This window comes from Janthinobacterium kumbetense (assembly GCF_023703445.1).
In the GTDB taxonomy this organism is placed as follows: domain Bacteria; phylum Pseudomonadota; class Gammaproteobacteria; order Burkholderiales; family Burkholderiaceae_D; genus Janthinobacterium; species Janthinobacterium kumbetense.
Map to the genome: position 1 here is coordinate 292,358 of NZ_JAMQGR010000005.1, position 24,004 is coordinate 316,361.

21 protein-coding genes are annotated in these 24,004 nt (G+C 61.0%); 15 read left to right on the plus strand and 6 right to left on the minus strand.

The features are described 5' to 3' along the window. Window positions 1-66 precede the first annotated feature (66 nt). The 5 genes from NCG91_RS16825 to NCG91_RS16845 all read right to left on the minus strand — a co-directional run bounded on the left by NCG91_RS16825 (window position 67) and on the right by NCG91_RS16845 (window position 7,009). Window positions 67-1,320 (minus strand): DUF2863 family protein, encoded by a 1,254-nt coding sequence (locus NCG91_RS16825; RefSeq protein WP_251350490.1) that lies wholly within the window; start codon window positions 1,318-1,320, stop codon window positions 67-69. 213 nt (window positions 1,321-1,533) lie between these two features. Continuing rightward, window positions 1,534-4,254 (minus strand): aconitate hydratase AcnA, encoded by a 2,721-nt coding sequence (gene acnA, locus NCG91_RS16830; protein WP_099667065.1) that lies wholly within the window; start codon window positions 4,252-4,254, stop codon window positions 1,534-1,536. An 88-nt stretch (window positions 4,255-4,342) separates the two neighbouring features. Then, the gene (locus tag NCG91_RS16835; protein WP_099667066.1) at window positions 4,343-4,897 is read right to left on the minus strand and encodes a hypothetical protein; all 555 of its coding nucleotides are present in this window, start codon (window positions 4,895-4,897) and stop codon (window positions 4,343-4,345) included. Window positions 4,898-4,910: 13 nt separating this feature from the next. After that, complete coding sequence (locus tag NCG91_RS16840; RefSeq protein WP_251350491.1) at window positions 4,911-5,909, minus strand: HpcH/HpaI aldolase/citrate lyase family protein; 999 nt, start codon at window positions 5,907-5,909, stop codon at window positions 4,911-4,913. A gap of 110 nt (window positions 5,910-6,019) precedes the next feature. Then, a complete protein-coding gene (locus tag NCG91_RS16845; protein WP_251350492.1) occupies window positions 6,020-7,009 on the minus strand; it encodes a malate dehydrogenase in 990 nt (329 codons plus the stop codon). 305 nt (window positions 7,010-7,314) lie between these two features. Between NCG91_RS16845 and NCG91_RS16850 the strand changes: the two genes are divergently transcribed. The 9 genes from NCG91_RS16850 (at window position 7,315) to NCG91_RS16890 (ending at window position 14,890) form a co-directional block, all read left to right on the plus strand. Then, on the plus strand, window positions 7,315-8,208 hold the full coding sequence (locus NCG91_RS16850; protein ID WP_077407381.1) for a GntR family transcriptional regulator: 894 nt from the start codon (window positions 7,315-7,317) through the stop codon (window positions 8,206-8,208). A gap of 306 nt (window positions 8,209-8,514) precedes the next feature. After that, window positions 8,515-8,937, plus strand: a complete 423-nt coding sequence (gene sdhC, locus NCG91_RS16855; protein WP_034752080.1) for a succinate dehydrogenase, cytochrome b556 subunit — start codon at window positions 8,515-8,517, stop codon at window positions 8,935-8,937. 2 nt (window positions 8,938-8,939) lie between these two features. Then, the gene (sdhD, locus tag NCG91_RS16860) at window positions 8,940-9,305 is read left to right on the plus strand and encodes a succinate dehydrogenase, hydrophobic membrane anchor protein (protein ID WP_034752078.1); all 366 of its coding nucleotides are present in this window, start codon (window positions 8,940-8,942) and stop codon (window positions 9,303-9,305) included. Between the two features lie 2 nt (window positions 9,306-9,307). Beyond that, window positions 9,308-11,089 (plus strand): succinate dehydrogenase flavoprotein subunit, encoded by a 1,782-nt coding sequence (gene sdhA / locus NCG91_RS16865; protein ID WP_099667069.1) that lies wholly within the window; start codon window positions 9,308-9,310, stop codon window positions 11,087-11,089. A 9-nt stretch (window positions 11,090-11,098) separates the two neighbouring features. Continuing rightward, window positions 11,099-11,809 carry a succinate dehydrogenase iron-sulfur subunit gene (locus NCG91_RS16870; protein WP_034752075.1) on the plus strand — a complete coding sequence of 237 codons (711 nt, stop codon included), beginning with the start codon at window positions 11,099-11,101 and terminating at the stop codon, window positions 11,807-11,809. A gap of 117 nt (window positions 11,810-11,926) precedes the next feature. After that, a complete protein-coding gene (locus tag NCG91_RS16875) occupies window positions 11,927-12,208 on the plus strand; it encodes an FAD assembly factor SdhE (protein WP_034752073.1) in 282 nt (93 codons plus the stop codon). A 122-nt stretch (window positions 12,209-12,330) separates the two neighbouring features. Beyond that, complete coding sequence (gene gltA / locus NCG91_RS16880; RefSeq protein ID WP_099667070.1) at window positions 12,331-13,635, plus strand: citrate synthase; 1,305 nt, start codon at window positions 12,331-12,333, stop codon at window positions 13,633-13,635. Window positions 13,636-13,780: 145 nt separating this feature from the next. After that, window positions 13,781-14,122 carry a winged helix-turn-helix transcriptional regulator gene (locus NCG91_RS16885; protein WP_099667071.1) on the plus strand — a complete coding sequence of 114 codons (342 nt, stop codon included), beginning with the start codon at window positions 13,781-13,783 and terminating at the stop codon, window positions 14,120-14,122. A gap of 225 nt (window positions 14,123-14,347) precedes the next feature. Continuing rightward, window positions 14,348-14,890 carry an NAD(P)H-dependent oxidoreductase gene (locus tag NCG91_RS16890; protein ID WP_251350493.1) on the plus strand — a complete coding sequence of 181 codons (543 nt, stop codon included), beginning with the start codon at window positions 14,348-14,350 and terminating at the stop codon, window positions 14,888-14,890. 16 nt (window positions 14,891-14,906) lie between these two features. On the opposite strand, the gene NCG91_RS16895 is transcribed toward NCG91_RS16890, so the two are convergent. Then, entirely contained in the window at window positions 14,907-15,362 is a 456-nt protein-coding gene (locus NCG91_RS16895) for an MBL fold metallo-hydrolase (RefSeq protein WP_251350494.1), read from the minus strand. Window positions 15,363-15,479: 117 nt separating this feature from the next. Between NCG91_RS16895 and NCG91_RS16900 the strand changes: the two genes are divergently transcribed. The 6 genes from NCG91_RS16900 to zapE all read left to right on the plus strand — a co-directional run bounded on the left by NCG91_RS16900 (window position 15,480) and on the right by zapE (window position 23,998). After that, entirely contained in the window at window positions 15,480-16,454 is a 975-nt protein-coding gene (locus NCG91_RS16900; RefSeq protein ID WP_251350495.1) for a LysR family transcriptional regulator, read from the plus strand. 257 nt (window positions 16,455-16,711) lie between these two features. Then, window positions 16,712-19,564, plus strand: coding sequence for a 2-oxoglutarate dehydrogenase E1 component (locus NCG91_RS16905; RefSeq protein WP_034789088.1), 2,853 nt, complete (start codon window positions 16,712-16,714; stop codon window positions 19,562-19,564). 117 nt (window positions 19,565-19,681) lie between these two features. Further along, the gene (odhB, locus tag NCG91_RS16910) at window positions 19,682-20,938 is read left to right on the plus strand and encodes a 2-oxoglutarate dehydrogenase complex dihydrolipoyllysine-residue succinyltransferase (RefSeq protein ID WP_251350497.1); all 1,257 of its coding nucleotides are present in this window, start codon (window positions 19,682-19,684) and stop codon (window positions 20,936-20,938) included. A gap of 94 nt (window positions 20,939-21,032) precedes the next feature. After that, the gene (locus NCG91_RS16915) at window positions 21,033-21,410 is read left to right on the plus strand and encodes a PspC domain-containing protein (protein WP_077407361.1); all 378 of its coding nucleotides are present in this window, start codon (window positions 21,033-21,035) and stop codon (window positions 21,408-21,410) included. Further along, entirely contained in the window at window positions 21,400-22,830 is a 1,431-nt protein-coding gene (lpdA, locus tag NCG91_RS16920; protein ID WP_034752057.1) for a dihydrolipoyl dehydrogenase, read from the plus strand. The genes NCG91_RS16915 and lpdA overlap by 11 nt, the downstream gene beginning before the upstream one ends. A gap of 70 nt (window positions 22,831-22,900) precedes the next feature. After that, the gene (zapE, locus tag NCG91_RS16925; protein WP_251350499.1) at window positions 22,901-23,998 is read left to right on the plus strand and encodes a cell division protein ZapE; all 1,098 of its coding nucleotides are present in this window, start codon (window positions 22,901-22,903) and stop codon (window positions 23,996-23,998) included. Window positions 23,999-24,004: the final 6 nt, after the last annotated feature.

Below are 24,004 nucleotides of genomic sequence, written 5' to 3' on the forward strand. Positions count from 1 at the left end.
GGAAGGCATCGGCGGTCGGGGCGAAAAAAAGGCCGGAAGAAAACTTCCGGCCCCATGCTGCATCAATTAATGAAAATGCTCGGTACCTTGCGGCGTATCTTCCGGCATTTCCGCATGCGCCAGCTCGCCCACCGGGTCGGCAAACAGGGGCGCGCCGCAATCGTCGCAGTATTCGCCGACAAAACGTTCCGCGTGGCGTTTGATCTGCGTCACGCCGGCGGCGTTCAGATGCTCGATAATTTCATCGACGGGCGTCTTTTGCTTGTCCAGCGCGGCGATGCCGACCTGGATCAGGCCTTCGATCGGCGTGCCATCCTCGTCTTCCTGGCCGTACAAAGGCCAGACGATGCCGTAGATGACATCCGGCGCCTGGCGCAGGGTGAAGGCGATGCGGTACTCGTCCACCTGGCCATCGGCCGCTTCCTCGCCGAAACCGGCGATGACGGCGCGCAGTTCCGACGGCTCGATGGCCAGCGTGTGCGTCAGGTAGTGCACGGCGGCGCGCACGGAGACGGGGCGTATCAGCTTGTCCGCTTCGCGGCAGGCCACGTAGTACGCTTCCGGCAGCAGCAGTTCCAGGCCGCAGCCCGGCAGCAGGCGGGCAATCGTCGGCGTCGCCTGCGTGCGCCATTGTTCCAGGGCGGCGCTGCGCTCCTTGATGAAGTCGGGCTGGCCGGCCGGCGTCTGCCAGCGGAACAGGGGAGCGCCGCTTGGGGCCACCACGGCCACCAGCAGGTAGCGCGTATCGGCCAGGAAGGGCGCCGTTTCCGCCTCTTTTCCTGATGGCTTGACGGCCGTGCCTTTCAGGGCGGCCAGTGCCAGCTTCTGCGTCTTGGCATAGGTTTCGACGTGGCTGCGCGGCAACTGGTCGATCGAATACAGGGTCGGCGCCATGGCCATCTTCGTGCCGTCGGCCAGCAGGTGGGCGGCGAAATGCGCGGACAATACGCCGTGCGCGTCGCCGGCCATGGGGCCGGAGGCGATGGAAAAGCGCGTCCACGCGAGGATGGGCACGGCGACCAGCAGGGCGTCGTAGCGCACGTCTTCATGCGTGACGACGGTCGATTCGCTGACGGCTTCAACGCAGTCCATCAGCACGTCGTAGGCGTTCAAGTCTTCCTTGAACAGGCTGCCCAGGGTGTTGTCGATGGTGTCCTGGTGGCCGGTTTTGAGTAATTTCTGGAGCTGCGTATCCAGGCTGTGTTCCCAGGACCGCTCTTCGAGACGGCTGGCTGCCTGTACGATCGCCTGGGCAAAGGTGACCAGGCGCTGGCTGTCGGCAGTCAGTTTATGGGATGAATCTTTGGAAGGACGACGCATAGCGGGATAAGAGTCTCGGAAGGTGAAAAAAATGGATCAGTCAAACAATGATAAACCCTTATAACCGTATTGTAGAGGATTCAGCCGCACGCAATACGTAAGCTGTCCTTAGATCATGCCAATAGTCTGAATTTCAAGGAAAAACGGGGTGCCGGGACGAAAAAAAGCGCCGGTCGGAACCGGCGCTTTTATCTTACCTCACAGCTGGGCTGATTACTCGGCCAGCAGTTGACGCAGCACGAATGGCAGGATACCGCCATGCTTGTAGTAGTCGACTTCGATCGGCGTATCGATGCGCAGCAGGACTTTGACTTCCTGGCTGGAGCCGTCGGCGCGGTGGATCACCAGGGTAGCCAGTTGCTGCGGCTTGATTTCGCCTTCGAGGCCTTTCAGGTCGAAGGTTTCCTTGCCGGTGATGCCCAGGGTTTGCACGCTGTCGTCGCCGATGAATTGCAGCGGCAGCACGCCCATGCCCACCAGGTTCGAGCGGTGAATACGCTCGAACGAACGGGTGATCACGGCTTTCACGCCCAGCAGCTGGGTGCCCTTGGCTGCCCAGTCGCGCGACGAGCCCGTGCCGTACTCTTCGCCGCCGAAGACCATGGTTGGCGTGCCTTCAGCAACATATTTCATCGCTGCGTCGTAGATCGACATTTCTTCGCCGGAAGGCTGGTGGATCGTGATGCCGCCTTCGACTGCTGAACCGTCCGCTTTCGCAGGGATCATACGGTTCTTGATGCGCACGTTGGCGAACGTGCCGCGCATCATGATTTCATGGTTGCCGCGACGCGAGCCGTAGGAGTTGAAGTCCGCTTTCAGGACGCCGTTTTCCTTCAGCCACTTGCCTGCAGGACCGTTTTCCTGGATCGAGCCGGCTGGCGAGATGTGGTCGGTGGTGATGGAATCGCCGAACACGCCCAGTGCGCGCGCGCCTTCGATGCCGGTGGCCACTGCCGCTGGCGTCATCGAGAAGTTGTCGAAGAACGGTGGTTCCGCGATGTAGGTCGATTTCGGCCAGTTGTAGACTTGACCGGACACGGTGGTGACTTTCTCCCACAGCTTGCCTGGCGCGCCCTTGACGTCCGCGTAGTTGTCCTTGAACACTTTGGCGTTCATGGCGAACTTCATCATGGCCGAGACTTCAGCCGAGGTCGGCCAGATGTCGCCCAGGTAGATGTCCTTGCCGCCCTTGCCCTTGCCGACCGGTTCCGTCATCAGGTCGCGCGTCATGTTGCCGGCGATGGCGTAAGCGACGACCAGCGGTGGCGAAGCGAGGAAGTTCGAGCGGATGTTCGGGTGAATACGCGCTTCGAAGTTACGGTTGCCCGACAACACGGCCGATGCGACGATGTCGTGCGTGGCGATGGCGGCGTTCAGCTCGGGCGTCAGGTCGCCCGCATTGCCGATACAGGTGGTGCAGCCGTAGGCGGTCACGCCGAAGCCCAGTTTTTCCAGGTATGGCAGCAGGCCGGCAGCCGTCAGGTACTCGGTCACGACGCGCGAGCCAGGGGCCAGCGATGTCTTGATGTGCGGAGCGACTTTCAGGCCGGCTTCCACGGCTTTCTTGGCCAGCAGGCCGGCAGCCAGCATCACGCTCGGATTCGAGGTGTTGGTGCACGAGGTGATCGCGGCGATCAGCACGTCGCCGTTCGACACTTTTACGCCGTTCGTCGTTTCGTACACGGCAGCCAGGTCGGCCGGGTTCTTGTTGAAGCCGTTTTCCGTCGTTGGCTTGGCGAACAGCTCGGCGAAGTTCGCCTTGACGTTGCCGATTTCGATACGGTCTTGCGGGCGTTTCGGGCCGGCCAGCGACGGAGCGACCGACGCCAGGTTCAGTTCCACCACGCGGGTGTAGTCGATGTCGCCCGCTTTTGGCACGCCGAACAGGTTTTGCGCCTTGAAGTAGCCTTCGAACGCGGCGATTTCAGCCTTGCTGCGGCCGGTGCCCTTGAAGTAATCGATGGTGGCTTCGTCGACCGGGAAGAAGCCCATGGTCGCGCCGTATTCCGGGGCCATGTTGGCGATCGTCGCGCGGTCGGTCAGGGTCAGCGATTCCGTGCCTTCGCCGAAGAATTCGACGAACTTGCCGACGACTTTTTCTTTGCGCAGCAATTCGGTGATGGTCAGTACCAGGTCGGTGGCGGTGCAGCCTTCGCGCAGCGCGCCCGACAGGTTCACGCCGATGACGTCAGGCGTCAGGAAGTAGACCGGTTGGCCCAGCATGCCGGCTTCCGCCTCGATGCCGCCCACGCCCCAGCCGACCACGCCGATGCCGTTGATCATGGTGGTGTGCGAGTCGGTGCCGACCAGGGTGTCAGGGTAGTACACGTCGCCGGCTTTCTTGCCTGCGTGGTGCACGCCGCGTGCCAGGTATTCCAGGTTGACCTGGTGGACGATGCCGAAGCCTGGTGGCACGACGCCGAAGGTGTCGAAGGCTTGCATGCCCCATTTCATGAACTGGTAACGCTCGTTGTTACGCGAGAATTCCAGCTTCATGTTCAGGTCCAGCGCTTTCTTTTCGCGGTAGTGATCGATGGTCACCGAGTGGTCGACCACCAGGTCGACCGGCACCAGCGGTTCGATTTTCTTCGCGTTGATGCCCATCTTGGCGGCCACGTTGCGCATCGCTGCCAGGTCGGCCAGCAGGGGCACGCCGGTGAAGTCTTGCAGCACGACGCGCGCCACTACGAACGGGATCTCGTCGGTACGCTCGGCGGTCGGGCCCCAGCTCGCCAATTGCTTGACGTGTTCTTCGGTGACTTTTTTGCCGTCGCAGTTGCGCAATACCGATTCGAGCACGATACGAATCGACACTGGCAGGCGGGAGACATTGATGCCCAGGCTTTTTTCCAGCGCAGGCAGGGAGTACAGCTTGCCCTTCTTGCTATCCGAAATATTAAAGTCCTTGAGCGTGTTCAGAGTGTTGCGGGACATGACCTCTCCTTGTTGGGTATCGTCTATTTATTGATTATTCAAATTACAAAACATGACTGAGCCCCCGAAGAGGCCCTTGCTGCTCACATCAGCCGCCGGTCGCCGGCAGCACGCCCAGCGATGGCGCGGCTTCCACCACTGCCGCTGGCTTGGCTTGCTCCGCATCCTTGCATTCATTGGCCAGCTGGCGGCCCTGCTTGGAATCGAGCAGCATGCCTTTGGCCGGGATGCCGATCCAGACGAGACCATATAAACGGTTCTCGAAGCGGTTGGCGCCGGTGGTGGTGCCCACGCGGCTCAGGCGGTGCAGGCGCTTCTTCCAGCGCAGGGCGATGTGTTTGTCGTCAGTCGCATTGGTGTAGATGGTAATTTTATTACCAAGTTCGCAATTGAAATCGGTGGAAGCGGAACCGGCGGTATCCGGCTCATCGGATTCTTCCTTATCGACCACCGACATGGCGAGCGGATGCGCTTCCTTGGCGGCAGCTTTGGCCTTGGTGGCCTTGGCTTTCGGCTTGGCCTTGACGGCCTTGGCTTTTGCCGGCTCCTTGGTATCCGTGGCGGCGAAGCTGGCCGGCGCCAGCGTGAGGGTCATGGCGCCCAGCGCGACGCTGCAGGCAATTGCTAATTTGGAGAGGGACATCGTGTAATTCCTGTCAGTTTTCAGTGGTGCTGGAAGAGGGGGCGTTGAGTAATGCAGCGGCCGCCTCGGGCAGGCCGAGGCCTGCCAGTTTGGCGCGTTGCAAAACGGTCCAATAATATCGGTAGCTGGCGCGGTCGTGCAAGCGGCCATTTTGCGTAATCGGTCCCCAGTTGGCGCGCAGCGCTTCATTGAGGATATTGCTGGCTTCGTTGACTTCGGACAGGCGCGGCGTGAAGGCCTTGATGATGGGCTTGATCTGGTCCGGGTGGATGCTCCACATGCGCGTGTAGCCGAACTCGGCTGTCGCGCGCTGGGCGTCATTCGCCACCACGGCCGAATCGCGCACGTCCGTCGTCACGTTATGCGACGGCACCTTGCCGTGCGCGTGGCAGGCGGCGGCCACTTCCAGCTTGGCGCGCACCACCAGCGGATGCGTGAACTGGCCTGGCGTGCGCATGGCGGCGGCGGGAATGGCGCCGTAGTGGGCCGAAACGAAATCCATGATGCCGAAGGACAGGCATTCGACCTGGGGCAGGGCGGCGATGGCATAGGCGTCGCGCAGCGCGCCATGCGTCTCGATCAGGATATGCACGGGCAGGTTGTCGCGGCCGGCGCGGCGCGCGTGCAGGTTGATCAGGTCGATGGCCAGCATGGCATCCTGCACGCCGCCCACCTTCGGCACGGCGATATAGGCCAGGCGGGACGCGGCGCCGCAGATGATTTCCACGTCGCGCGCGAAAAACGGGCTGTCGACGTCGTGCACGCGCACGCCGATGCGGTTGAACTGGTTCTCGTCGCTGGCCAGCAGGCCGGCGATCATGTGGGCGTGGGATTCTTCGTTGCCGGCGCTGGCGCCGTCTTCGCAGTCGAACGTGATGTCGAACAGGGGGCCAAGCTCTTGTTGCAAAGCAATCGATTTACGCATCAGCTTTTCAGAGCCGGCGTAGTGGTCGCAAGCGGCGAGCAACAGCGGCTGGCGTTTGCCTTGGAATAAAACCTCGGAAGGGTGCATGCTTAAGGCATTTCTGCAGGTAAAAACTACTTGAGAAAACAGCCGCGCCGCGAATGTCGCGGGCGGCCTTCTTGGCGGGCGGCGCTCAGGCCGCGCCGCCAATACTGGATTTACGCCAGCAGGTGTTTCACGCCTTCGCGCTCTTCGGTCAGTTCTTTCAGGGTCAGGTTGATGCGCTCTTGCGAGAATGCATCGATTTCCAGACCTTGAACGATGGTGTACTCACCGTTGTCGGTGGTGACCGGGAAGCCGAACACGGTGCCTTCAGGAATGCCATACGAGCCATCCGAAGGAACGCCCATGGTGGTCCACTTGCCGGCGGTGCCCAGCATCCAGTCATGGATGTGGTCGATGGCGGCGTTCGCTGCCGACGCTGCCGACGACAGGCCACGCGCATCGATGATGGCCGCGCCGCGCTTGCCGACGGTTGGCAGGAAGGTGTTGGCGTTCCATTCCTGGTCGTTGATCAGGTCCTTGACGGCCTTGCCGTTTACGGTGGCGAAGCGGTAGTCGGCGTACATCGTTGGCGAGTGGTTGCCCCACACGGTCAGCTTTTCGATGTCTTTCACGGCGGTGCCGGTCTTGGCAGCGACTTGCGACAGCGCGCGGTTGTGGTCCAGGCGCAGCATGGCGGTGAAGTTTTTCGCCGGCAGCGACGGCGCCGATTTCATGGCGATGTAGGCGTTGGTGTTGGCAGGGTTGCCGACCACCAGTACTTTGACGTTGCGCGAAGCGACGGCGTCGAGCGCCTTGCCTTGCACGGTGAAGATCTGGGCGTTCGCTTCCAGCAGGTCCTTGCGTTCCATGCCTGGGCCGCGTGGACGCGCGCCAACCAGTACGGCCACGTCGACATCCTTGAAGGCGGTCAGCGGATCGGAGTGGGCGGTCATTTCCGTCAGCAGCGGGAACGCGCAGTCGTCGATTTCCATCATCACGCCCTTGAGCGCCTTCTGGGCTTTTTCGTCCGGGATTTCAAGCAGTTGCAAGATGACAGGCTGGTCTTTGCCGAGCATGTCGCCATTGGCGATGCGGAACAACAGGGCGTAGCCGATCTGGCCGGCGGCGCCGGTCACTGCAACACGCATTGGGGTTTTAGCCATGATGAATCTCCAAAAATGGGAAAGAAAACGGGCTTGAAGCTGGGCTTACGCTTATCCGGAAAAACTATAATGATACCAAAACCGGCCCGCGCCACCGAATTGCTGGTGTACGCTGCCGTCACGCTTGTGCTGCACGAGGCCAGAGTGGCTGGCCGACAACATAAAACGCTGGCTCACAAGTTTTATCGAGGGCAGTTTAGGCCTCCGATCTCTATCTGTCAATCATATCTTATGTCTTATATAAGACAGATAACTGCGTGTGTTTTACTGGACGCGGGCAGTGATTTGTGTTGAAATGTCGGACTATGAATTCCGCCTCGTCCAATCTGACCAACAATGCCACTGCTGCAAGCGGGGCGGTCAGTCCGACCGCGGGCACCCCGGCCACGCCTGTTGCCGCAGCGGCCAGCACCGCCGCCGCCCCTGTCGCCAGCGTCAATACCACTGCCACCACCGCCGTGCCAGCGCCTGCCGCGAATGCCTCGCCTACCTTCAGTCCCCTGTACCAGCAGATCAAGGCGCTCATCACGCAGAGCCTGCAATCGGGCGAATGGAAACCGGGCGAACTGATTCCCAGCGAAGTCGAGCTGGCGGGGCGTTTCAAGGTCAGCCAGGGCACGGTGCGCAAGGCCATCGATGAACTGGCCGCCGAGAATCTCGTCATGCGCCGCCAGGGCAAGGGCACCTTCGTGTCCACCCACCATGAGGCGCGCGCACATTTCCGCTTCCTGCGTCTGGTGCCGGACGAAGGCGTGCCGCATTATCCTGAAAGCAAGTTTATTGAGGTCAAGCGCGTGCGCGCGCCGGCCGACGTGGCGCGCCTGATGGACCTGAAGTCCGGCGACGCCGTCATCTTCATCAAGCGCGTGCAGTATTTCGACGGCGTGCCGACCATCGTCGAGGAATTGTGGCTGCCCGGCCTGATCTTCAAGGGTTTGACGGCCGAGCGCCTGGTGGAATACAAGGGCCCCATGTATGGCCTGTTCGAAACGGAATTTGGCACGCGCATGATCCGCGCGTCCGAACAGATCCGCGCCGTGTGCGCCGACGCGGGCGCCGCGCAATTGTTAAATATCGACCTCGGCACGCCCTTGCTCAGTTCCGAGCGCGTGTCGTTTACCTACGGCGACAAGCCGGTCGAACTGCGCCGGGGCTTGTACCTGACCAGTCGTCATCATTATCAGAATGAACTCAGTTGAAGCGGCGGGGCGCCCGTGGGCGTCCGAACAAGCAGCAAGGCTGAAGTGCATCGCTTGCAAGATGCCTGCCGCAAGGCGGGCAACGGAGACAACGGAAAGCGCAGCGACAGCATGGCCCGCCCCGGCGGGCCGTGTTTTGCCGGCGATTCTGTAATTAAATTACGTGAACTACGGAAAGTAGCGCGGTATTTTGTAGTAAAAAACCATTTTGGTTATATGTAACAATAGATATTGGTATGGGTTGCGAAAATCGGCGAAAATCGCGGCTTCAATATTTAGTTGAAATTCAAAGGGGAGGTTTTTGTTATGTCTGAAGCCGTAAGAGAAGTACCAAAAAAAGAACGGCCGCAATTCCGTAACATTCATGTTACCGAATTGTCGAACTACCGCATGGCTGTCGGCGCCATCGTCTCGATCCTGCATCGCATCAGCGGTTTCATCATTTTCGCCTTGCTGCCGTGCATCCTGTACATGCTGGAACTGAGCCTGCGTTCCGAAATGTCGTATGCCTACTTCCAGGGCATCGCCTCGCACTGGTTCGTCAAGCTGATCACCCTGGGTCTGGTCTGGGCCTTCCTGCACCACTTCTGCGCCGGCATCCGCCACCTGTTCATGGATGTGCACGTTGCCATCGAAAAAGATTCGGCACGCAAGACCGCGTCCTCCGTGCTGGTCGTGAGCCTGGTGCTGACGGCTTTGGTCGCTTTGAAACTGTTTGGAGTATTTTAAACATGGCAGACAATAATATCGGACCGAAACGCCTCGTCGTCGGTGCCCATTACGGCTTGCGCGACTGGCTGGCGCAACGCGTTACCGCCATCGTCATGGTGGCCTATGTTGCCATCCTGCTTATTTCTTTCCTGACCGGCAGCAACTTCAGCTATGAAGGCTGGGCTGGTCTGTTCGCGCAGCAGTGGTTTAAATTGTTCAGCCTGGTGACCTTCGTCGCCCTGTTCTACCACGCATGGGTCGGCGTACGCGACATCTGGATGGACTACGTGAAAAGCGCTGGCCTCCGTCTGACCCTGCAAATTGCCACCATGCTGTGGTTGATCGCTTGTGCCGGCTGGACGGTACAGATACTCTGGAGTGTGTAATCGTGGCAGCATATAAATCTGCAATCCCTACCCGCCGCTTTGATGCGGTAATCGTTGGCGCCGGCGGTTCCGGCATGCGCGCGTCGTTGCAACTGGCTGAAGCCGGTCTGAACGTCGCAGTTCTGTCGAAAGTTTTCCCGACCCGCTCGCACACCGTTGCGGCGCAGGGCGGTATCGGCGCGTCGCTCGGCAACATGGCCGAAGACAACTGGTTCTGGCACATGTTCGACACCGTCAAGGGTGGCGACTATCTGGGCGACCAGGATGCCATCGAATTCATGTGCCGCGAAGCACCGAAAGTCGTGTACGAGCTGGAACACTTCGGCATGCCATTCGACCGCAACCCTGACGGCACCATCTACCAGCGTCCATTTGGCGGCCACACGGCCCACTTCGGCGAAAAGCCGGTGCAGCGCGCTTGCGCGGCAGCCGACCGTACCGGTCACGCCCTGTTGCACACCCTGTACCAGCGCAACGTGCGCGCCCGTACGCACTTCTTCGTCGAATGGATGGCGCTCGACCTGATCCGTGACGCCGAAGGCGACGTGATCGGTGTTGTCGCGCTGGAAATGGAAACCGGCGAATGCATGATCCTGGAAGCAAAAACGACGGTCATGGCAACGGGCGGCGCAGGCCGCATCTTCGCCGCGTCGACCAACGCCTTCATCAACACCGGCGACGGCATGGGCATGGCGGCACGCGCCGGCCTGCCGCTGCAGGACATGGAATTCTGGCAGTTCCACCCGACCGGCGTGGCCGGCGCGGGCGTATTGATCACCGAAGGCGTGCGCGGCGAAGGCGGCATCCTGATCAATAGCGAAGGTGAACGCTTCATGGAGCGCTATGCGCCGACCCTGAAGGATCTGGCGCCGCGCGACTTCGTCTCGCGTTCGATGGACCAGGAAATCAAGGAAGGCCGCGGCTGCGGTCCGAACAAGGACCACGTGATGCTGGACCTGCGCCATATCGGCGCCGACACCATCGCCAAGCGCCTGCCGTCGATCCTGGAAATCGGCCACAAGTTCGCCAACGTCGACGCCACCAAGGAACCGATTCCTGTCGTGCCGACGATTCACTATCAGATGGGCGGCATCCCGACGAACATCCACGGCCAGGTCGTCACCCCGACCGGCCCGGATAATTCGGCCAAGGTTGTCAACGGTCTGTACGCGATCGGCGAATGTGCCTGCGTCTCCGTGCACGGCGCCAACCGCCTGGGCACGAACTCGCTGCTCGACCTGGTGGTCTTCGGCCGCGCGGCCGGCAACCACATCGTCAACAGCGGCCTGAAAGCCAAGGAAAACAAGCCTTTGCCAGCCGACGCTGCCGATTTCGCCATGGGCCGCCTGGCGCGCCTGGAAAACTCGACCGGCACGGAAACCGTGCAGGGCGTGGCGAACGACATCCGCGCAACGATGCAGAAGTACTGTGGCGTGTTCCGTACCGACGAGATGCTGAACAAGGGCGTCGAAGAAATCATGAAGCTTGACGAGCGCCGCAAGCACGTCTCCTTCAAGGATAAATCGATGGTCTTCAACACGGCCCGCGTGGAAGCGCTGGAGCTGGACAACCTGATCGAAACGGCGAAAGCGACCATCGTTTCGGCAGCAGCCCGCAAGGAATCGCGCGGCGCCCACGCCCAGGACGACCATCCGCAACGTGACGACGACAACTGGATGAAGCACACTCTGTGGTATTCGGAAGGCAACCGACTGGAATACAAGCCAGTCGTGACCAAGCCGCTGACGGTTGATACCTTCAAACCGAAACCACGTACTTTCTAAGGCTATACCATGGCACGCACTCTCAAATTCAAAATCTACCGCTACGATCCTGACCAGGATGCCAAGCCGTACATGCAAGACCTGACGGTCGAACTGAAAGACACCGACAAGATGCTGCTCGACGCACTGCAGCGCATCAAGGCGGACGTCGATGACTCGCTGGCCCTGCGCCGCTCGTGCCGCGAAGGCGTGTGCGGTTCGGACGCGATGAACATCAACGGCAAGAACGGCCTGGCATGCACGACCAACCTGAACGAACTGTCGGAGCCTATCGTGCTGCGTCCGTTGCCAGGTCTGCCAGTCATCCGCGACCTGATCGTCGACATGACGCAATTCTTCAAGCAGTACGATTCAATCAAGCCTTTCCTGATCAACGATTCGATCCCGCCTGAAAAAGAGCGCCTGCAGTCGCCGGAACAGCGCGAAGAACTCGATGGCCTGTACGAGTGCATCCTGTGCGCATGCTGCTCCACGTCGTGCCCATCGTTCTGGTGGAATCCGGACAAATTCGTCGGCCCGGCCGGCCTGCTGCAAGCCTACCGCTTCATCGCCGACTCGCGCGACGAAGCCACCGGCGCGCGTCTGGACAACCTGGAAGACCCGTACCGCCTGTTCCGCTGCCATTCGATCATGAACTGCGTCGACGTCTGCCCGAAAGGGTTGAACCCGAACAAGGCGATCGGCAAGATCAAGGAATTGATGGTCCGCCGCGCGATCTGATCCTCCTGATCGCGTCCGCCGGGCGCCGTTTGCGGGAAGAGGGTATCCTCTCTTGCCTGCAGGCGGCGCCTGCAAAGCAGCACCGTGCCGCAAGGCACACGTAAAGTGGTAAACCAAATGACAGAATCAATTTTGTCCTCGCATCAGGCCGACCCGGCCAACCGCGCCCGCCTGCGCTGGCGTTCACGCCGTGGCCTGCTGGAAAACGACATTATCCTGACCCGTTTTCTCGATGCGTATGAAACCGAATTGACCGATGAAGAAGTTGACGCGCTGACGCGTTTGCTGGATTTATCGGACAATGCGTTAATGGATCTGGTACTGGCCCGTAAAGAGCCGGAAGGCGAAGTCGATCTGCCGCATGTGCGCGCACTGCTGCAACGACTGCGCATTGCCTAGACGCCTGGGCGATATATTGCAAACGGTGCGAGTGGCGCGCTGTAGCACTGCCGAATTGCGGTGCGAATTGCAGCCAGAATTTTTGATTTTAATTTCGACTCACTCCCGAGAAGGAAGAGCCCATGAATATCTCTGACACAAAAGCTACCCTGTCGTTCTCCGATGGCAGCCCATCGCTTGAATTTCCAATCTACAAAGGCACGGTTGGCCCGGATGTCATCGACATCCGCAAACTGTACGCCGGTAGCGGCAAGTTCACCTACGACCCAGGCTTTATGTCGACGGCCGCCTGCAACTCGTCGATCACCTACATCGACGGCGACAAGGGCGAGCTTCTGTACCGTGGTTACCCGATCGAACAGTTGGCCGTCAACGCCGACTTCATGGAATCGTGCTACCTGCTGCTGAACGGCGAACTGCCGAACGCAGCGCAAAAAGCCAAGTTCGTCGACACCGTCACCAAGCACACGATGGTGCACGAACAGATGCAATTCTTCTTCCGTGGCTTCCGCCGCGACGCGCATCCGATGTCGGTCCTGGTGGGCACCGTCGGCGCGCTGGCATCGTTCTACCATGACTCGCTGGACATCAACGACCCGCGTCACCGCGAAGTGTCGGCCATCCGCCTGATCGCCAAGATGCCTACCCTGGTCGCCATGACCTACAAGTACTCGGTCGGCCAGCCGTTCGTGTACCCACGCAACGACCTGTCGTACAGCGCCAACTTCATGCACATGATGTTCGCCAACCCGTGCGAAGAGTACAAGGTCAACGACGTGCTGGTGCGCGCCCTGGACCGCATCCTGATCCTGCACGCGGACCACGAGCAAAATGCATCGACTTCGACCGTCCGTCTGGCTGGTTCGTCGGGCGCCAACCCGTTCGCCTGTATCGCTGCCGGTATCGCCTGCCTGTGGGGCCCTGCCCACGGCGGCGCCAACGAAGCGGCACTGAACATGCTGAAGGAAATCGGCACCGTCGAGAACATCCCTGCCTTCATCGCGCAAGTTAAGGACAAGAACTCCGGCGTCAAGCTGATGGGCTTTGGCCACCGCGTGTACAAGAACTTCGATCCACGCGCCAAGCTGATGCGTGAAACCTGCTACGAAGTGCTGCAAGAGCTGGGTCTGCAAGACGACCCGCTGTTCAAGCTGGCGATGGAACTGGAAAAGATTGCACTGAACGACGAATACTTCGTTTCGCGCAAACTGTACCCGAACGTCGACTTCTACTCGGGCATCGTGCAATCGGCGCTGGGCATCCCTGTCTCGCTGTTCACCGGTATCTTCGCTATGGCCCGTACGATCGGCTGGATCGCCCAGTGGAACGAAATGATCGCCGACCCAGAGCAAAAAATCGGCCGTCCGCGCCAGCTGTTCGTCGGTTCGACCACGCGCGAAGTGCTGCCACTGGACAAGCGCGCTTAAGTTACCGCGTATTGTTCTTGCCGGGCCTTGCGGCCCGGCGCAAAAAAGCGAGCCTCGCGGCTCGCTTTTTTTATGCCTGTCCGCACCGCCGGCCGCAAGCCGGGCTGGTATGCTCAGGCCTGGCTTCAACAGAAAACATAACGCGATGAATGACGAAACATGCGCCCCCAGCGGCGTGGCCCTAGGGGATACGGCATTTGGCTATACCTTGTCGCTGATCGGCGGCAAGTACAAGATGCTGATCCTGTACGCGCTCGCGGAAAACACGGTGCTGCGGCATAACGAACTCAAGCGGCATCTCGGCGGCATCGCCTTCAAGACCCTCAGCGTGGTCTTGAAGGAACTCGAAGCCGATGCGCTGATCGTGCGCAAGGAATATCCGCAAGTACCGCCCAAGGTGGAATATTCCCTCTCAAGCAAGGGTGCCTCGCTGATCCCCGTGCTGCATACCTTGTGCGAATGGGGTGAGCGGCACCAGCCTGCCTGATCCGGATATGCCTGGCAAAGGGGATTTCTGCAGTCAAGTAACTTACTTTTTATACTGTATGGGTAGTCAATGTGCGTACTTGTGAAAAGTACTCGCCATGGTTATGCTGTTTTTGCCCTTGCGGGCGCGCGGCCATGTGCTGCGCGCCTTGGGGCAGGGTACCGGCTTGCCTGCTTTTCTGTGCATGCGCGTCCGGTGCATCCATCCCATATTCAGGAAAGCAGCATGAAGAAAACCCTCGTTATCGTCTTCCATCCCTCGATCGACACATCGGTCGCCAACAAGTGCTGGCTGCAGGAGCTGGCGCAGCATCCTGAGCGCTACACCCTCCACGATGTGCACCGGGCTTATCCGGATGGAAATATCGATGTGGCGCGCGAGCAGGCGCTGGTGGAGGCGCACGCCAATGTGGTCTTGCAGTTCCCCGTGTACTGGTTCAACTGTCCGCCCTTGCTGAAGCGGTGGCTCGATGACGTGCTGGCGTATGGCTGGGCCTACGGCACGGGCGGCGACGCCTTCAAGGGCCGCAAGGTGGCGCTGGCCGTCACGGCAGGCATCCGCCAGGAAGACTTCACGCCGGAAGGCAAGTGGAAGGTCACCCTGGCGCAGCTGCTGGCGCCGTTCGATGTCACCCTGGCGTATATCGGCGCCGACAACCGCCGCTTCTTTGCCTTCTATGGTGCGGAAGACGGGCCGAAGGAAACGGGTTATGCCGGGCGGCTGGCGCGCAGCGCGCAAGAGTATGAACGCTTCCTGGCCGCCTTGTAAGAGCGCTGGTCCAGCCTCAGTTCAAGGCCGCTTCCAGCTGGTGCAGGGCGACCTGCCGGCCTTCCAGCTGCAGGCTGTCGCCCTCATAGGGCTGCGGCAGGACGATGCGGTGCGGCGCATTGTGCTTGAGGATGCCGCCCCAGTGGGCGACCCTGGCGCCGGCCTGGCGGCGTATCGCCTCGACCGTGGCGCCGCTGGCGAGGATATGGGCCTGCGGAAAGGCTTGCTGCAGCACGCCCAGGCCGAAATAGGCTTGCGGCTCGGCCGCGCTGATATAGATGGTGGTCAGGCGCTTGCCGCTGGCGGCGATGGTGTGCGCTAACTGCGCCGCATCGTCGCGCAGAAACTGGGTATTGACGAGGATGGCGTCCGCCACGCCGCTCAGCAGCAGCGAGGTGGACGGTGCGCGGCCCAGCACATCCAGTTGGAAGGTTTCCAGCATGCGGAAGGGGAGGGCGGCGCGTGCAAGCATATTATTCTTTCAATATTAGATACTCTCTCGCATATTATCCTTTCGACCAGGCACGGGAAATAGGGTAGATTGCAATACTTAGTTGCATGAATCGAACGAATCAATGGAGAGTCGCAGATGGACCGCATCACCGCCGCACAAGTGTTTGTCGCCATCGCCGAGCGTGGCAGCATGGTGGCTGCCAGCGACGCGCTCGACATGTCGCGCGCCATGGTGACGCGCTACCTGGCCGAGATGGAGCAGTGGGCGGGGGCGCGCTTGCTGCATCGCACCACGCGCCGTTTGAGCCTGACGGATGCGGGCGAGGCCACCCTGGCGCGCTGCCGGCAGATGCTGGAAGTGGCCGGCGCCATGGCCGTCACCTCGCCCGAGGGCCTCGACACGCCGCACGGCTTGCTGCGCATCACCTGCTCGCAATCGCTGGCGCAGACGGCGCTGGCCGGCGCAGTGACCGCTTACCTGCGGCGCTACCCGCGCGCCGCCGTCGACCTGCAGATGGAGAACCGCGCCGTCAATCTGGTGGAGCAGCGCATCGACCTGGCGATCCGCATCACGAACGCGCTCGAGCCGAACCTGATCGCGCGTCAGCTGGCCAGCTGCGCCTCGGTGGTGTGCGCCGCACCATCGTATCTGGCCGCGCACGGCACGCCGCGCCGGGCGGAAGACCTGGCCCTGCACAACTGCCTGACGTACACGTATTTCGGCAAGAGCCTGTGGCAGTTCACGCACGACGGGGAAGCGCTCACTGTCCCCGTGAGCGGCCGCCTGTCGGCGAATGAGTCGCTGGTCCTGCTGGTGGCGACGGTGGCGGGGGCGGGCATCGCCATGCAGCCGCGCTATTCGGCCGCGCCGCTGATCGCCAGCGGGCAGCTGGTGGAGCTCCTGCCCGCGTACCAGCCGCAGGACATGGGCATCTACGGCATCTACACCTCGCGGCAGCACATGTCGCCCCTGCTGCGCACCATGCTCGACTTCCTGGTGGACTGGTTTGCCGGCGATCCCGATTGGCTGGCGGCCATCGCGGCCGCGCCTTTGCCGGGCAGACCAGTTGGACGCAAGCGGCACGCCGGCAGGGCTGCCGATGTGCTGTAAGCGCAACAGTGACAGGCTTGCAAGCCCGGGAAAATCAACAACACAGCTTACATTTGCTTGCCAAATAAAATTCAACTAGCGGTTGTTGCGTTACAATACCGCGTGCTATTCTAAATGACGGTATGCAGAATGCTGGTGCAATAAAAAAGCCCTTCCCCACAACTTGATGTGCAATCCGCTAACCGGTCAGGCCGTGTCGCGGAAGGTTAGATTAACCCGCTAATTCCTCGCGAAGCGCGAAGAAAGGTGAGCAATATATGCAGCAATTAACGACCAACTCCTACCTGTTCGGTGGGAATGCTCCGTACGTGGAAGACCTGTACGAGGCGTATCTGAACAACCCAGGCTCGGTACCCGATAACTGGCGTTCCTACTTCGACGCAATGCAGCACGTGCCTGCCGTCGATGGCACCAACAAGCCTGACGTGGCGCATGCCTCCGTCGTCGCCTCGTTCGCCGAGCGCGCAAAAGCTGGTCCTATCCGCACCGTGACCGCTTCCTTCGATGCTGAAATGGGCCGCAAGCGCGTCGCCGCCACGCAACTGATCGCCGCTTATCGCTATCTCGGTTCGCACTGGGCCAACCTGGATCCGCTGCAACGCCAGGAACGTCCGATGATCCCGGAACTGGAGCCGAGCTTCTACGGTTTCACCGATGCGGACATGGACACCGTGTTCAACATCAGCAATACCTATTTTGGCCCCGAGACCGCCACCCTGCGCGATCTGCTGAACTATCTGCGCGATACCTACACGCGTTCGATCGGCGCCGAATTCATGTACATCTCCGACCCGGCCGAAAAGCGCTGGCTGCAGGAGAAACTGGAAGCGATCCGCTCCACCCCGAATTTCACCCCAGAGAAAAAAATCCACATCCTCGACCGCCTGACCGCGGCTGAAGGCCTGGAACGCTATCTGCACACCCGCTACGTGGGCCAGAAGCGCTTCTCCCTGGAAGGCGGCGAAACCTTCATCGCCTCGATGGATGAAACCATCCAGCGCGCCGGCGAAAAAGGCGTGCAGGAAATCGTGATCGGCATGGCCCACCGCGGCCGCCTGAACGTGCTGGTGAACACCCTGGGCAAGGCGCCGCAGGAACTGTTCGAAGAATTCGAAGGCAAGCATGGCGACGACCTGCCTGCCGGCGACGTGAAGTACCATCAAGGCTTCTCGTCGGACATCTCCACCGCAGGCGGCCCGGTCCACCTGTCGCTGGCGTTCAACCCGTCGCACCTGGAAATCGTCAACCCTGTGGTCGAAGGTTCCGTCAAGGCCCGCATGGATCGCCGCGGCGACGCGCAAGGCGCCCAAGTGCTGCCTATCCTGGTGCACGGCGATGCCGCTTTCGCCGGCCAGGGCGTGGTCATGGAAACGCTGAATCTGGCGCAAACCCGTGGCTACCATACCGGCGGCACGGTGCATATCGTGATCAACAACCAGATCGGTTTCACCACCTCGGATCCGCGCGATGCCCGCTCGACCCTGTACTGCTCGGACGTCGTCAAGATGATCGAAGCACCGGTCCTGCACATCAATGCCGATGATCCGGAAGCCGTGGTGCTGGCGACGCAGATCGCGCTCGACTACCGCATGGAATTCAAGAAGGACATCGTCCTCGACATCATCTGCTACCGCAAGCTTGGCCACAACGAGCAAGATACGCCGGCACTGACGCAGCCACTGATGTACAAGAAGATCGGCCAGCATCCAGGCACCCGCAAGCTGTACGCGGACAAGCTGGTAGCGCAAGGCGTGATTCCTGCCGATGGCGGCGACAAGATGGTGGCCGCTTTCCGCGACGCCATGGACGCCGGCAAGCACACCGTCGATCCGGTCATCTCGAACTTCAAGAACAAGTACGCCGTCGACTGGCTGCCGTTCCTGAACAAGAAATGGACCGATTCGGCCGACACCGCCGTGCCGATGACGGAACTGAAACGCCTGGCTACCCGCATCACCACCGTGCCGGAAGACTTCAAGGTTCACTCGCTGGTTGAAAAAGTACTGGGCGACCGCGGCACCATGGGCCGTGGCGAAATGAACCTCGACTGGGGCATGGGCGAACACCTGGCCTACGCTTCGCTGGTATCGTCCGGCTACGCCATCCGCCTGACGGGCCAGGACGCCGGCCGCGGCACCTTCGTGCACCGCCACGCCGTCCTGCATGACCAAAACCGCGAGCGTTGGGATGCAGGTACCTACATTCCGCTGCAAAACGTGTCGGACAACCAGGCGCCGTTCACCGTCATCGACTCGGTGCTGTCCGAAGAAGCCGTATTGGCCTTCGAATACGGCTACTCGACCGCTGAACCGAACACCCTGACGATCTGGGAAGCCCAGTTCGGCGACTTCGCCAACGGCGCGCAAGTGGTGATCGACCAATTCATCAGCTCCGGCGAAGTGAAGTGGGGCCGCGCTTCGGGCCTGGTCATGATGCTGCCGCACGGTTACGAAGGCCAGGGTCCTGAGCACTCGTCCGCGCGTCCGGAACGCTTCCTGCAGCTGTGCGCAGACAACAACATGCAAGTGGTGCAGCCGACGACGGCTTCGCAGATCTTCCATTTGCTGCGCCGCCAGATGGTGCGCCAGTTCCGCAAGCCGCTGGTCATCCTGACGCCGAAGTCGCTGTTGCGCAACAAGGATGCCGGTTCGCCGCTGACCGACCTGGCCAAGGGCGGTTTCCAGACCGTCATCGGCGAAGTCGACGACAAAATCGACGCCAAGAAAGTCAAGCGCGTGGTCGCCTGCTCGGGCAAGGTCTACTACGACCTGGTCAACGCACGCAAGACACGCGGCCAGACCGACACGGCCATCGTGCGCCTGGAACAGCTGTATCCGTTCCCGCACAAGTCGTTCGCTGCCGAACTGAAGAAGTTCCCGAACCTGGTCGAAGTCGTCTGGGCGCAGGACGAGCCGCAAAACCAGGGCGCCTGGTTCCAGATCCAGCACAACATCTTCGAAGGCCTGGAATCGGGTCAGCGTCTGGCTTACGCCGGCCGTCCTGCTTCGGCGTCGCCTGCTGTCGGTTACTATGACAAGCACTACGCCCAGCAAAAAGATCTGCTGGAAACGGCATTCTCGAAGCTGAAGGGTTTTATCCTGACCAAGTAAGTGGCAGGATAGCGGGTGCCATGCGCATGCATGGCGCCTGTTCGCATACATCGTGACGGAGCGCCGCCCTTGCTACGCAGGGGCGGCGCCGCAATAACAAAATAAACGGAGTTTTACATGGCACAAATCGAAGTCAAAGTTCCCCAGTTGTCGGAATCGGTTGCAGAAGCGACCCTGCTGGCATGGCACAAGAAAGTCGGCGAAGCAGTTGCGCGCGACGAAAACATGATCGATATCGAAACCGATAAAGTGGTGCTGGAACTGCCGGCGCCAGCTGCTGGCGTGATCGTTCAAATTATCAAGGCTGACGGCGCTACCGTCGTCGCCGGCGAAGTCATCGCCATCATCGACACCGACGGCTCGGCCAAGGTCAGCCCGATGGAAGTGTCGGCCGTGCCTGCACCAGCCCTGGCTGCTGCCGCACAAGAGGCCGCTACCGCGTCCGCGCCAGCCGCTGCGACCAAAGGCGATGTCGCCATGCCTGCCGCCGCCAAGATCCTGTCCGAAAAAGGCCTGTCCGCTGGCGACGTCGCCGGTTCGGGCAAAGACGGCCGCGTGACCAAGGGCGACGCCCTGGCCGCTTCCGCCAAGCCAGCTGTCGCGCCACTGGCGCCAGCCGCTGCCAAGCCAGCGCTGCAACAAGTTGCCACGCCGTCGGCCGCCAGCCTGGGCGACCGCCCTGAAGAGCGCGTGCCGATGAGCCGCCTGCGCGCACGTATCGCCGAGCGCCTGCTGCAATCGCAATCGACGAACGCCATCCTGACCACGTTCAATGAAGTGAACATGCAGCCGGTCATCGACCTGCGCAACAAGTACAAGGACAAGTTCGAGAAAGAGCACGGCGTCAAGCTGGGCTTCATGTCCTTCTTCGTCAAGGCCGCCGTCGCTGCCCTGAAAAAGTACCCGATCATCAATGCTTCCGTTGACGGCAACGACATCGTTTACCACGGCTACTTCGACATCGGCATCGCTGTCGGTTCGCCACGCGGCCTGGTCGTGCCTATCATCCGCAATGCGGACCAGTTGTCGATCGCCGACATCGAGAAAAAAATCGGTGAATTCGGCGCGAAAGCCAAGGAAGGCAAGCTGACCCTGGACGACCTGACGGGCGGCACGTTCTCGATCTCGAACGGCGGCACCTTCGGCTCCATGCTGTCGACCCCGATCATCAACCCGCCGCAATCGGCCATCCTGGGCGTGCATGCGACCAAGGACCGCGCAGTTGTCGAAAACGGCCAGATCGTGGTGCGTCCGATGAACTACCTGGCCATGTCCTACGACCACCGCATCATCGACGGCCGCGAAGCCGTCCTGGGCCTGGTGGCGATGAAAGAAGCGCTGGAAGATCCTGCACGCCTGCTGCTGGACCTGTAAGCACTGTAGTCCCCCGGCGTAGCCGCCGGGGCAATGTAGCTGATACCCCTTGCCAGAAGACGCAGCTGGCTGATCTCAATGAAAGAGGATTCCCATGAACGTCTCTGAAGAAATCAAGCGTCTGCACGAGTTGCACCTGGCAGGTGCCCTGAGCGACGCGGAATTCGCGCAAGCGAAAGCCAAGCTCCTGAGCAATATCAACCTGGACAAGCCGGACAACGCGTCCGGCGCCGCCTCCGGCCCCGCGAACGACCTGGTGCAGGAATTCAACCGCCTGCGCCGGTCGCGCAACGACCGCTGGCTCGGCGGCGTCTGCGGCGGCCTGGGTCGCGCTTCCGGCATGGAAGCGTGGATCTGGCGTCTCGTCTTCGTCCTGTTTACATTGACCTTCGGCTTCGGCGTGGTGATTTACCTTCTATTGTGGATTTTCGTACCAGACGAAGAGATTGGAATAACAAAACATGAGTACTAAACAATTTGACGTAGTTGTCATCGGTGCGGGCCCTGGCGGCTACATCGCCGCCATCCGCGCAGCGCAGCTGGGCTTTTCCGTCGCTTGCGTCGACGAGTGGTCGAACGCCAAGGGCGGCGCCGCGCCAGGCGGTACCTGCACCAACGTCGGCTGCATCCCGTCGAAAGCGCTGCTGCAATCGTCCGAGCATTTCGAACACGCGGGCCACAGCTTCGCCGAGCACGGCATCGACGTCGCCGGCCTGAAGCTGAACCTGGGCCAGATGCTCAAGCGCAAAGACACCGTCGTCAAGCAAAACAACGACGGCATCCTGTACCTGTTCAAGAAGAACAAGATCGCCTTCTTCCACGGCCGCGCCGCTTTCGCTGCCGCCGCCGCTGGCACGTATGACATCAGCGTGACGGGCGAAGCCAACGAAACCCTGACGGCCAAGCACGTGGTCATCGCCACGGGTTCGAACGCGCGCGAACTGCCGGGCGCACCTTTCGACGAGAAATTGATCCTGTCGAACACGGGCGCACTGGCCATCGACGCGGTACCAGCCAAGCTGGGCGTCATCGGCGCCGGCGTGATCGGCCTGGAAATGGGCAGCGTCTGGCGCCGCCTGGGTTCCGACGTCACCGTGCTGGAAGGCCTGCCGGTCTTCCTGGGCGCTGTCGACGAGCAGATCGCCAAGGAAGCGTCGAAGCTGTTCACCAAGCAAGGCTTGAAGATCAACCTCGGTTGCAAGATCGGTGCGATCACGCCAGGCAAGAAAGACGTCACCGTGGAATTCGTGGACGCCAAGGGCGAAGCGCAAAAAGCCGTGTTCGACAAGCTGATCATCTCGATCGGCCGTACGCCGAACACGAATGGCCTGGGTGCCGACAAGGTCGGCCTGCAGCTGGACGAGCGCGGCTTCATCGCCGTCGACGGCGACTGCAAGACCAACCTGCCGAACGTGTGGGCAGTGGGCGACGTCGTGCGCGGCCCGATGCTGGCGCACAAGGCGGAAGAAGAAGGCGTTGCCGTGGCCGAGCGTATCGCCGGCCAGCACGGTCACACCAACTTCAACACGATTCCCTGGGTGATCTACACCTCGCCGGAAATCGCGTGGGTCGGCAAGACCGAGCAAACCCTGAAGGCCGAAGGCATCGCCTACAAGGCCGGTACCTTCCCGTTCATGGCCAACGGCCGTGCGCGCGCGCTGGGCGACACCTCGGGCATGGTGAAATTCCTGGCCGATGCGACGACCGATGAAATCCTCGGCGTGCACATCGTCGGCCCGATGGCCTCCGAACTGATTTCCGAAGCCGTCGTGGCGATGGAATTCAAGGCTTCGGCCGAAGACATCGCGCGCATTTGCCACGCTCACCCATCCCTGTCGGAAGCGACCAAGGAAGCGGCACTGGCGGTTGACAAGCGTACGTTGAACTTTTAATTGTAGTTAGTCCTACGGGGGCGCTCGCGGATTTTTTCCGCCGGCGCCCCTGTGCGTTAAAGCGAATCCCATGAACGTAGAAGAGTTTTACCAGCACGCGCTGCAGAAGCGTGATTTCAAGGCCGATGCCGCCCAGCGGCGCGCGGTCGACCGCCTGCAGCTGTGCTATGACGAGTGGGTGGCCTACAAGGGCCAGCGCTCGAGCACCTTCAAGCGCCTGCTGAACCGTCCTGCCGTGCCGAAAGGCGTGTACATGTGGGGTGGGGTGGGGCGCGGCAAATCGTTCCTGATGGACAGTTTTTACTCGGTCGTGCCCCTGGTACGCAAGACGCGCCTGCACTTCCACGAATTCATGCGCGGCGTGCATCAGCAGCTCGATGAATTGAAAGGCGTGGCCGACCCGCTCGACGAGGTGGCCAAGCGCATCGCCAAGAAATACCGTTTGATCTGTTTCGATGAATTCCACGTCTCCGACATCGCCGACGCGATGATCCTGTACAACCTGCTGTCGGCCCTGTTCGCCAACGGCGTGTCCTTCATCATGACTTCGAATTACGACCCGGACCTGCTGTATCCGGACGGCCTGCACCGCGACCGCATGCTGCCGACCATCGCGCTGCTCAAGGAGAAGCTCGACGTGATGAACGTCGACGCGGGCGTCGATTACCGCGGCCGCGCGCTGGAACAGGTAGAAAGTTACTACACGCCGCTGGGCGCCGAGACCGACAAGGCTTTGCGCGACGCTTACACGCGCATCGCCGAGACGGCAGACGAAGACGCGCGCATCCGCATCGAGAGCCGCGAAATCCATTGCCTGCGCCGCGCCGGCGGCATCATCTGGTTCGATTTCGCCACCCTGTGCGGCGGTCCCCGCTCGCAAAATGATTACCTGGAAATCGCCAGCCGCTTCCATACGGTGATATTGTCCGGCATACCGGCCATGTCGGCGGCGCAGTCGTCCGAAGCGCGCCGCTTTACCTGGCTGATCGACGTGTTTTATGACCAGAAGGTCAAGCTGATCATGTCGGCCGAAGTGGCGCCTGATGAGCTGTACACGAACGGCATGCTGGCCAACGAGTTTCACCGCACCGTTTCGCGTATCATCGAGATGCAATCGCGCGAATACATGGAAAAAGAACAGCGCGGCGCGGCCGACGCGATCGTTTGAGGCAGG

Bases quoted from the DNA above. Each gene is read 5' to 3' on its own strand.
- NCG91_RS16825 (WP_251350490.1), bottom strand. From the start codon at position 1,320: ATGCGTCGTCCTTCCAAAGATTCATCCCATAAACTGACTGCCGACAGC.
- acnA (WP_099667065.1), bottom strand. From the start codon at position 4,254: ATGTCCCGCAACACTCTGAACACGCTCAAGGACTTTAATATTTCGGAT.
- NCG91_RS16835 (WP_099667066.1), bottom strand. From the start codon at position 4,897: ATGTCCCTCTCCAAATTAGCAATTGCCTGCAGCGTCGCGCTGGGCGCC.
- NCG91_RS16840 (WP_251350491.1), bottom strand. From the start codon at position 5,909: ATGCACCCTTCCGAGGTTTTATTCCAAGGCAAACGCCAGCCGCTGTTG.
- NCG91_RS16845 (WP_251350492.1), bottom strand. From the start codon at position 7,009: ATGGCTAAAACCCCAATGCGTGTTGCAGTGACCGGCGCCGCCGGCCAG.
- NCG91_RS16850 (WP_077407381.1), top strand. From the start codon at position 7,315: ATGAATTCCGCCTCGTCCAATCTGACCAACAATGCCACTGCTGCAAGC.
- sdhC (WP_034752080.1), top strand. From the start codon at position 8,515: ATGTCTGAAGCCGTAAGAGAAGTACCAAAAAAAGAACGGCCGCAATTC.
- sdhD (WP_034752078.1), top strand. From the start codon at position 8,940: ATGGCAGACAATAATATCGGACCGAAACGCCTCGTCGTCGGTGCCCAT.
- NCG91_RS16870 (WP_034752075.1), top strand. From the start codon at position 11,099: ATGGCACGCACTCTCAAATTCAAAATCTACCGCTACGATCCTGACCAG.
- NCG91_RS16875 (WP_034752073.1), top strand. From the start codon at position 11,927: ATGACAGAATCAATTTTGTCCTCGCATCAGGCCGACCCGGCCAACCGC.
- gltA (WP_099667070.1), top strand. From the start codon at position 12,331: ATGAATATCTCTGACACAAAAGCTACCCTGTCGTTCTCCGATGGCAGC.
- NCG91_RS16885 (WP_099667071.1), top strand. From the start codon at position 13,781: ATGAATGACGAAACATGCGCCCCCAGCGGCGTGGCCCTAGGGGATACG.
- NCG91_RS16890 (WP_251350493.1), top strand. From the start codon at position 14,348: ATGAAGAAAACCCTCGTTATCGTCTTCCATCCCTCGATCGACACATCG.
- NCG91_RS16895 (WP_251350494.1), bottom strand. From the start codon at position 15,362: ATGCTTGCACGCGCCGCCCTCCCCTTCCGCATGCTGGAAACCTTCCAA.
- NCG91_RS16900 (WP_251350495.1), top strand. From the start codon at position 15,480: ATGGACCGCATCACCGCCGCACAAGTGTTTGTCGCCATCGCCGAGCGT.
- NCG91_RS16905 (WP_034789088.1), top strand. From the start codon at position 16,712: ATGCAGCAATTAACGACCAACTCCTACCTGTTCGGTGGGAATGCTCCG.
- odhB (WP_251350497.1), top strand. From the start codon at position 19,682: ATGGCACAAATCGAAGTCAAAGTTCCCCAGTTGTCGGAATCGGTTGCA.
- NCG91_RS16915 (WP_077407361.1), top strand. From the start codon at position 21,033: ATGAACGTCTCTGAAGAAATCAAGCGTCTGCACGAGTTGCACCTGGCA.
- lpdA (WP_034752057.1), top strand. From the start codon at position 21,400: ATGAGTACTAAACAATTTGACGTAGTTGTCATCGGTGCGGGCCCTGGC.
- zapE (WP_251350499.1), top strand. From the start codon at position 22,901: ATGAACGTAGAAGAGTTTTACCAGCACGCGCTGCAGAAGCGTGATTTC.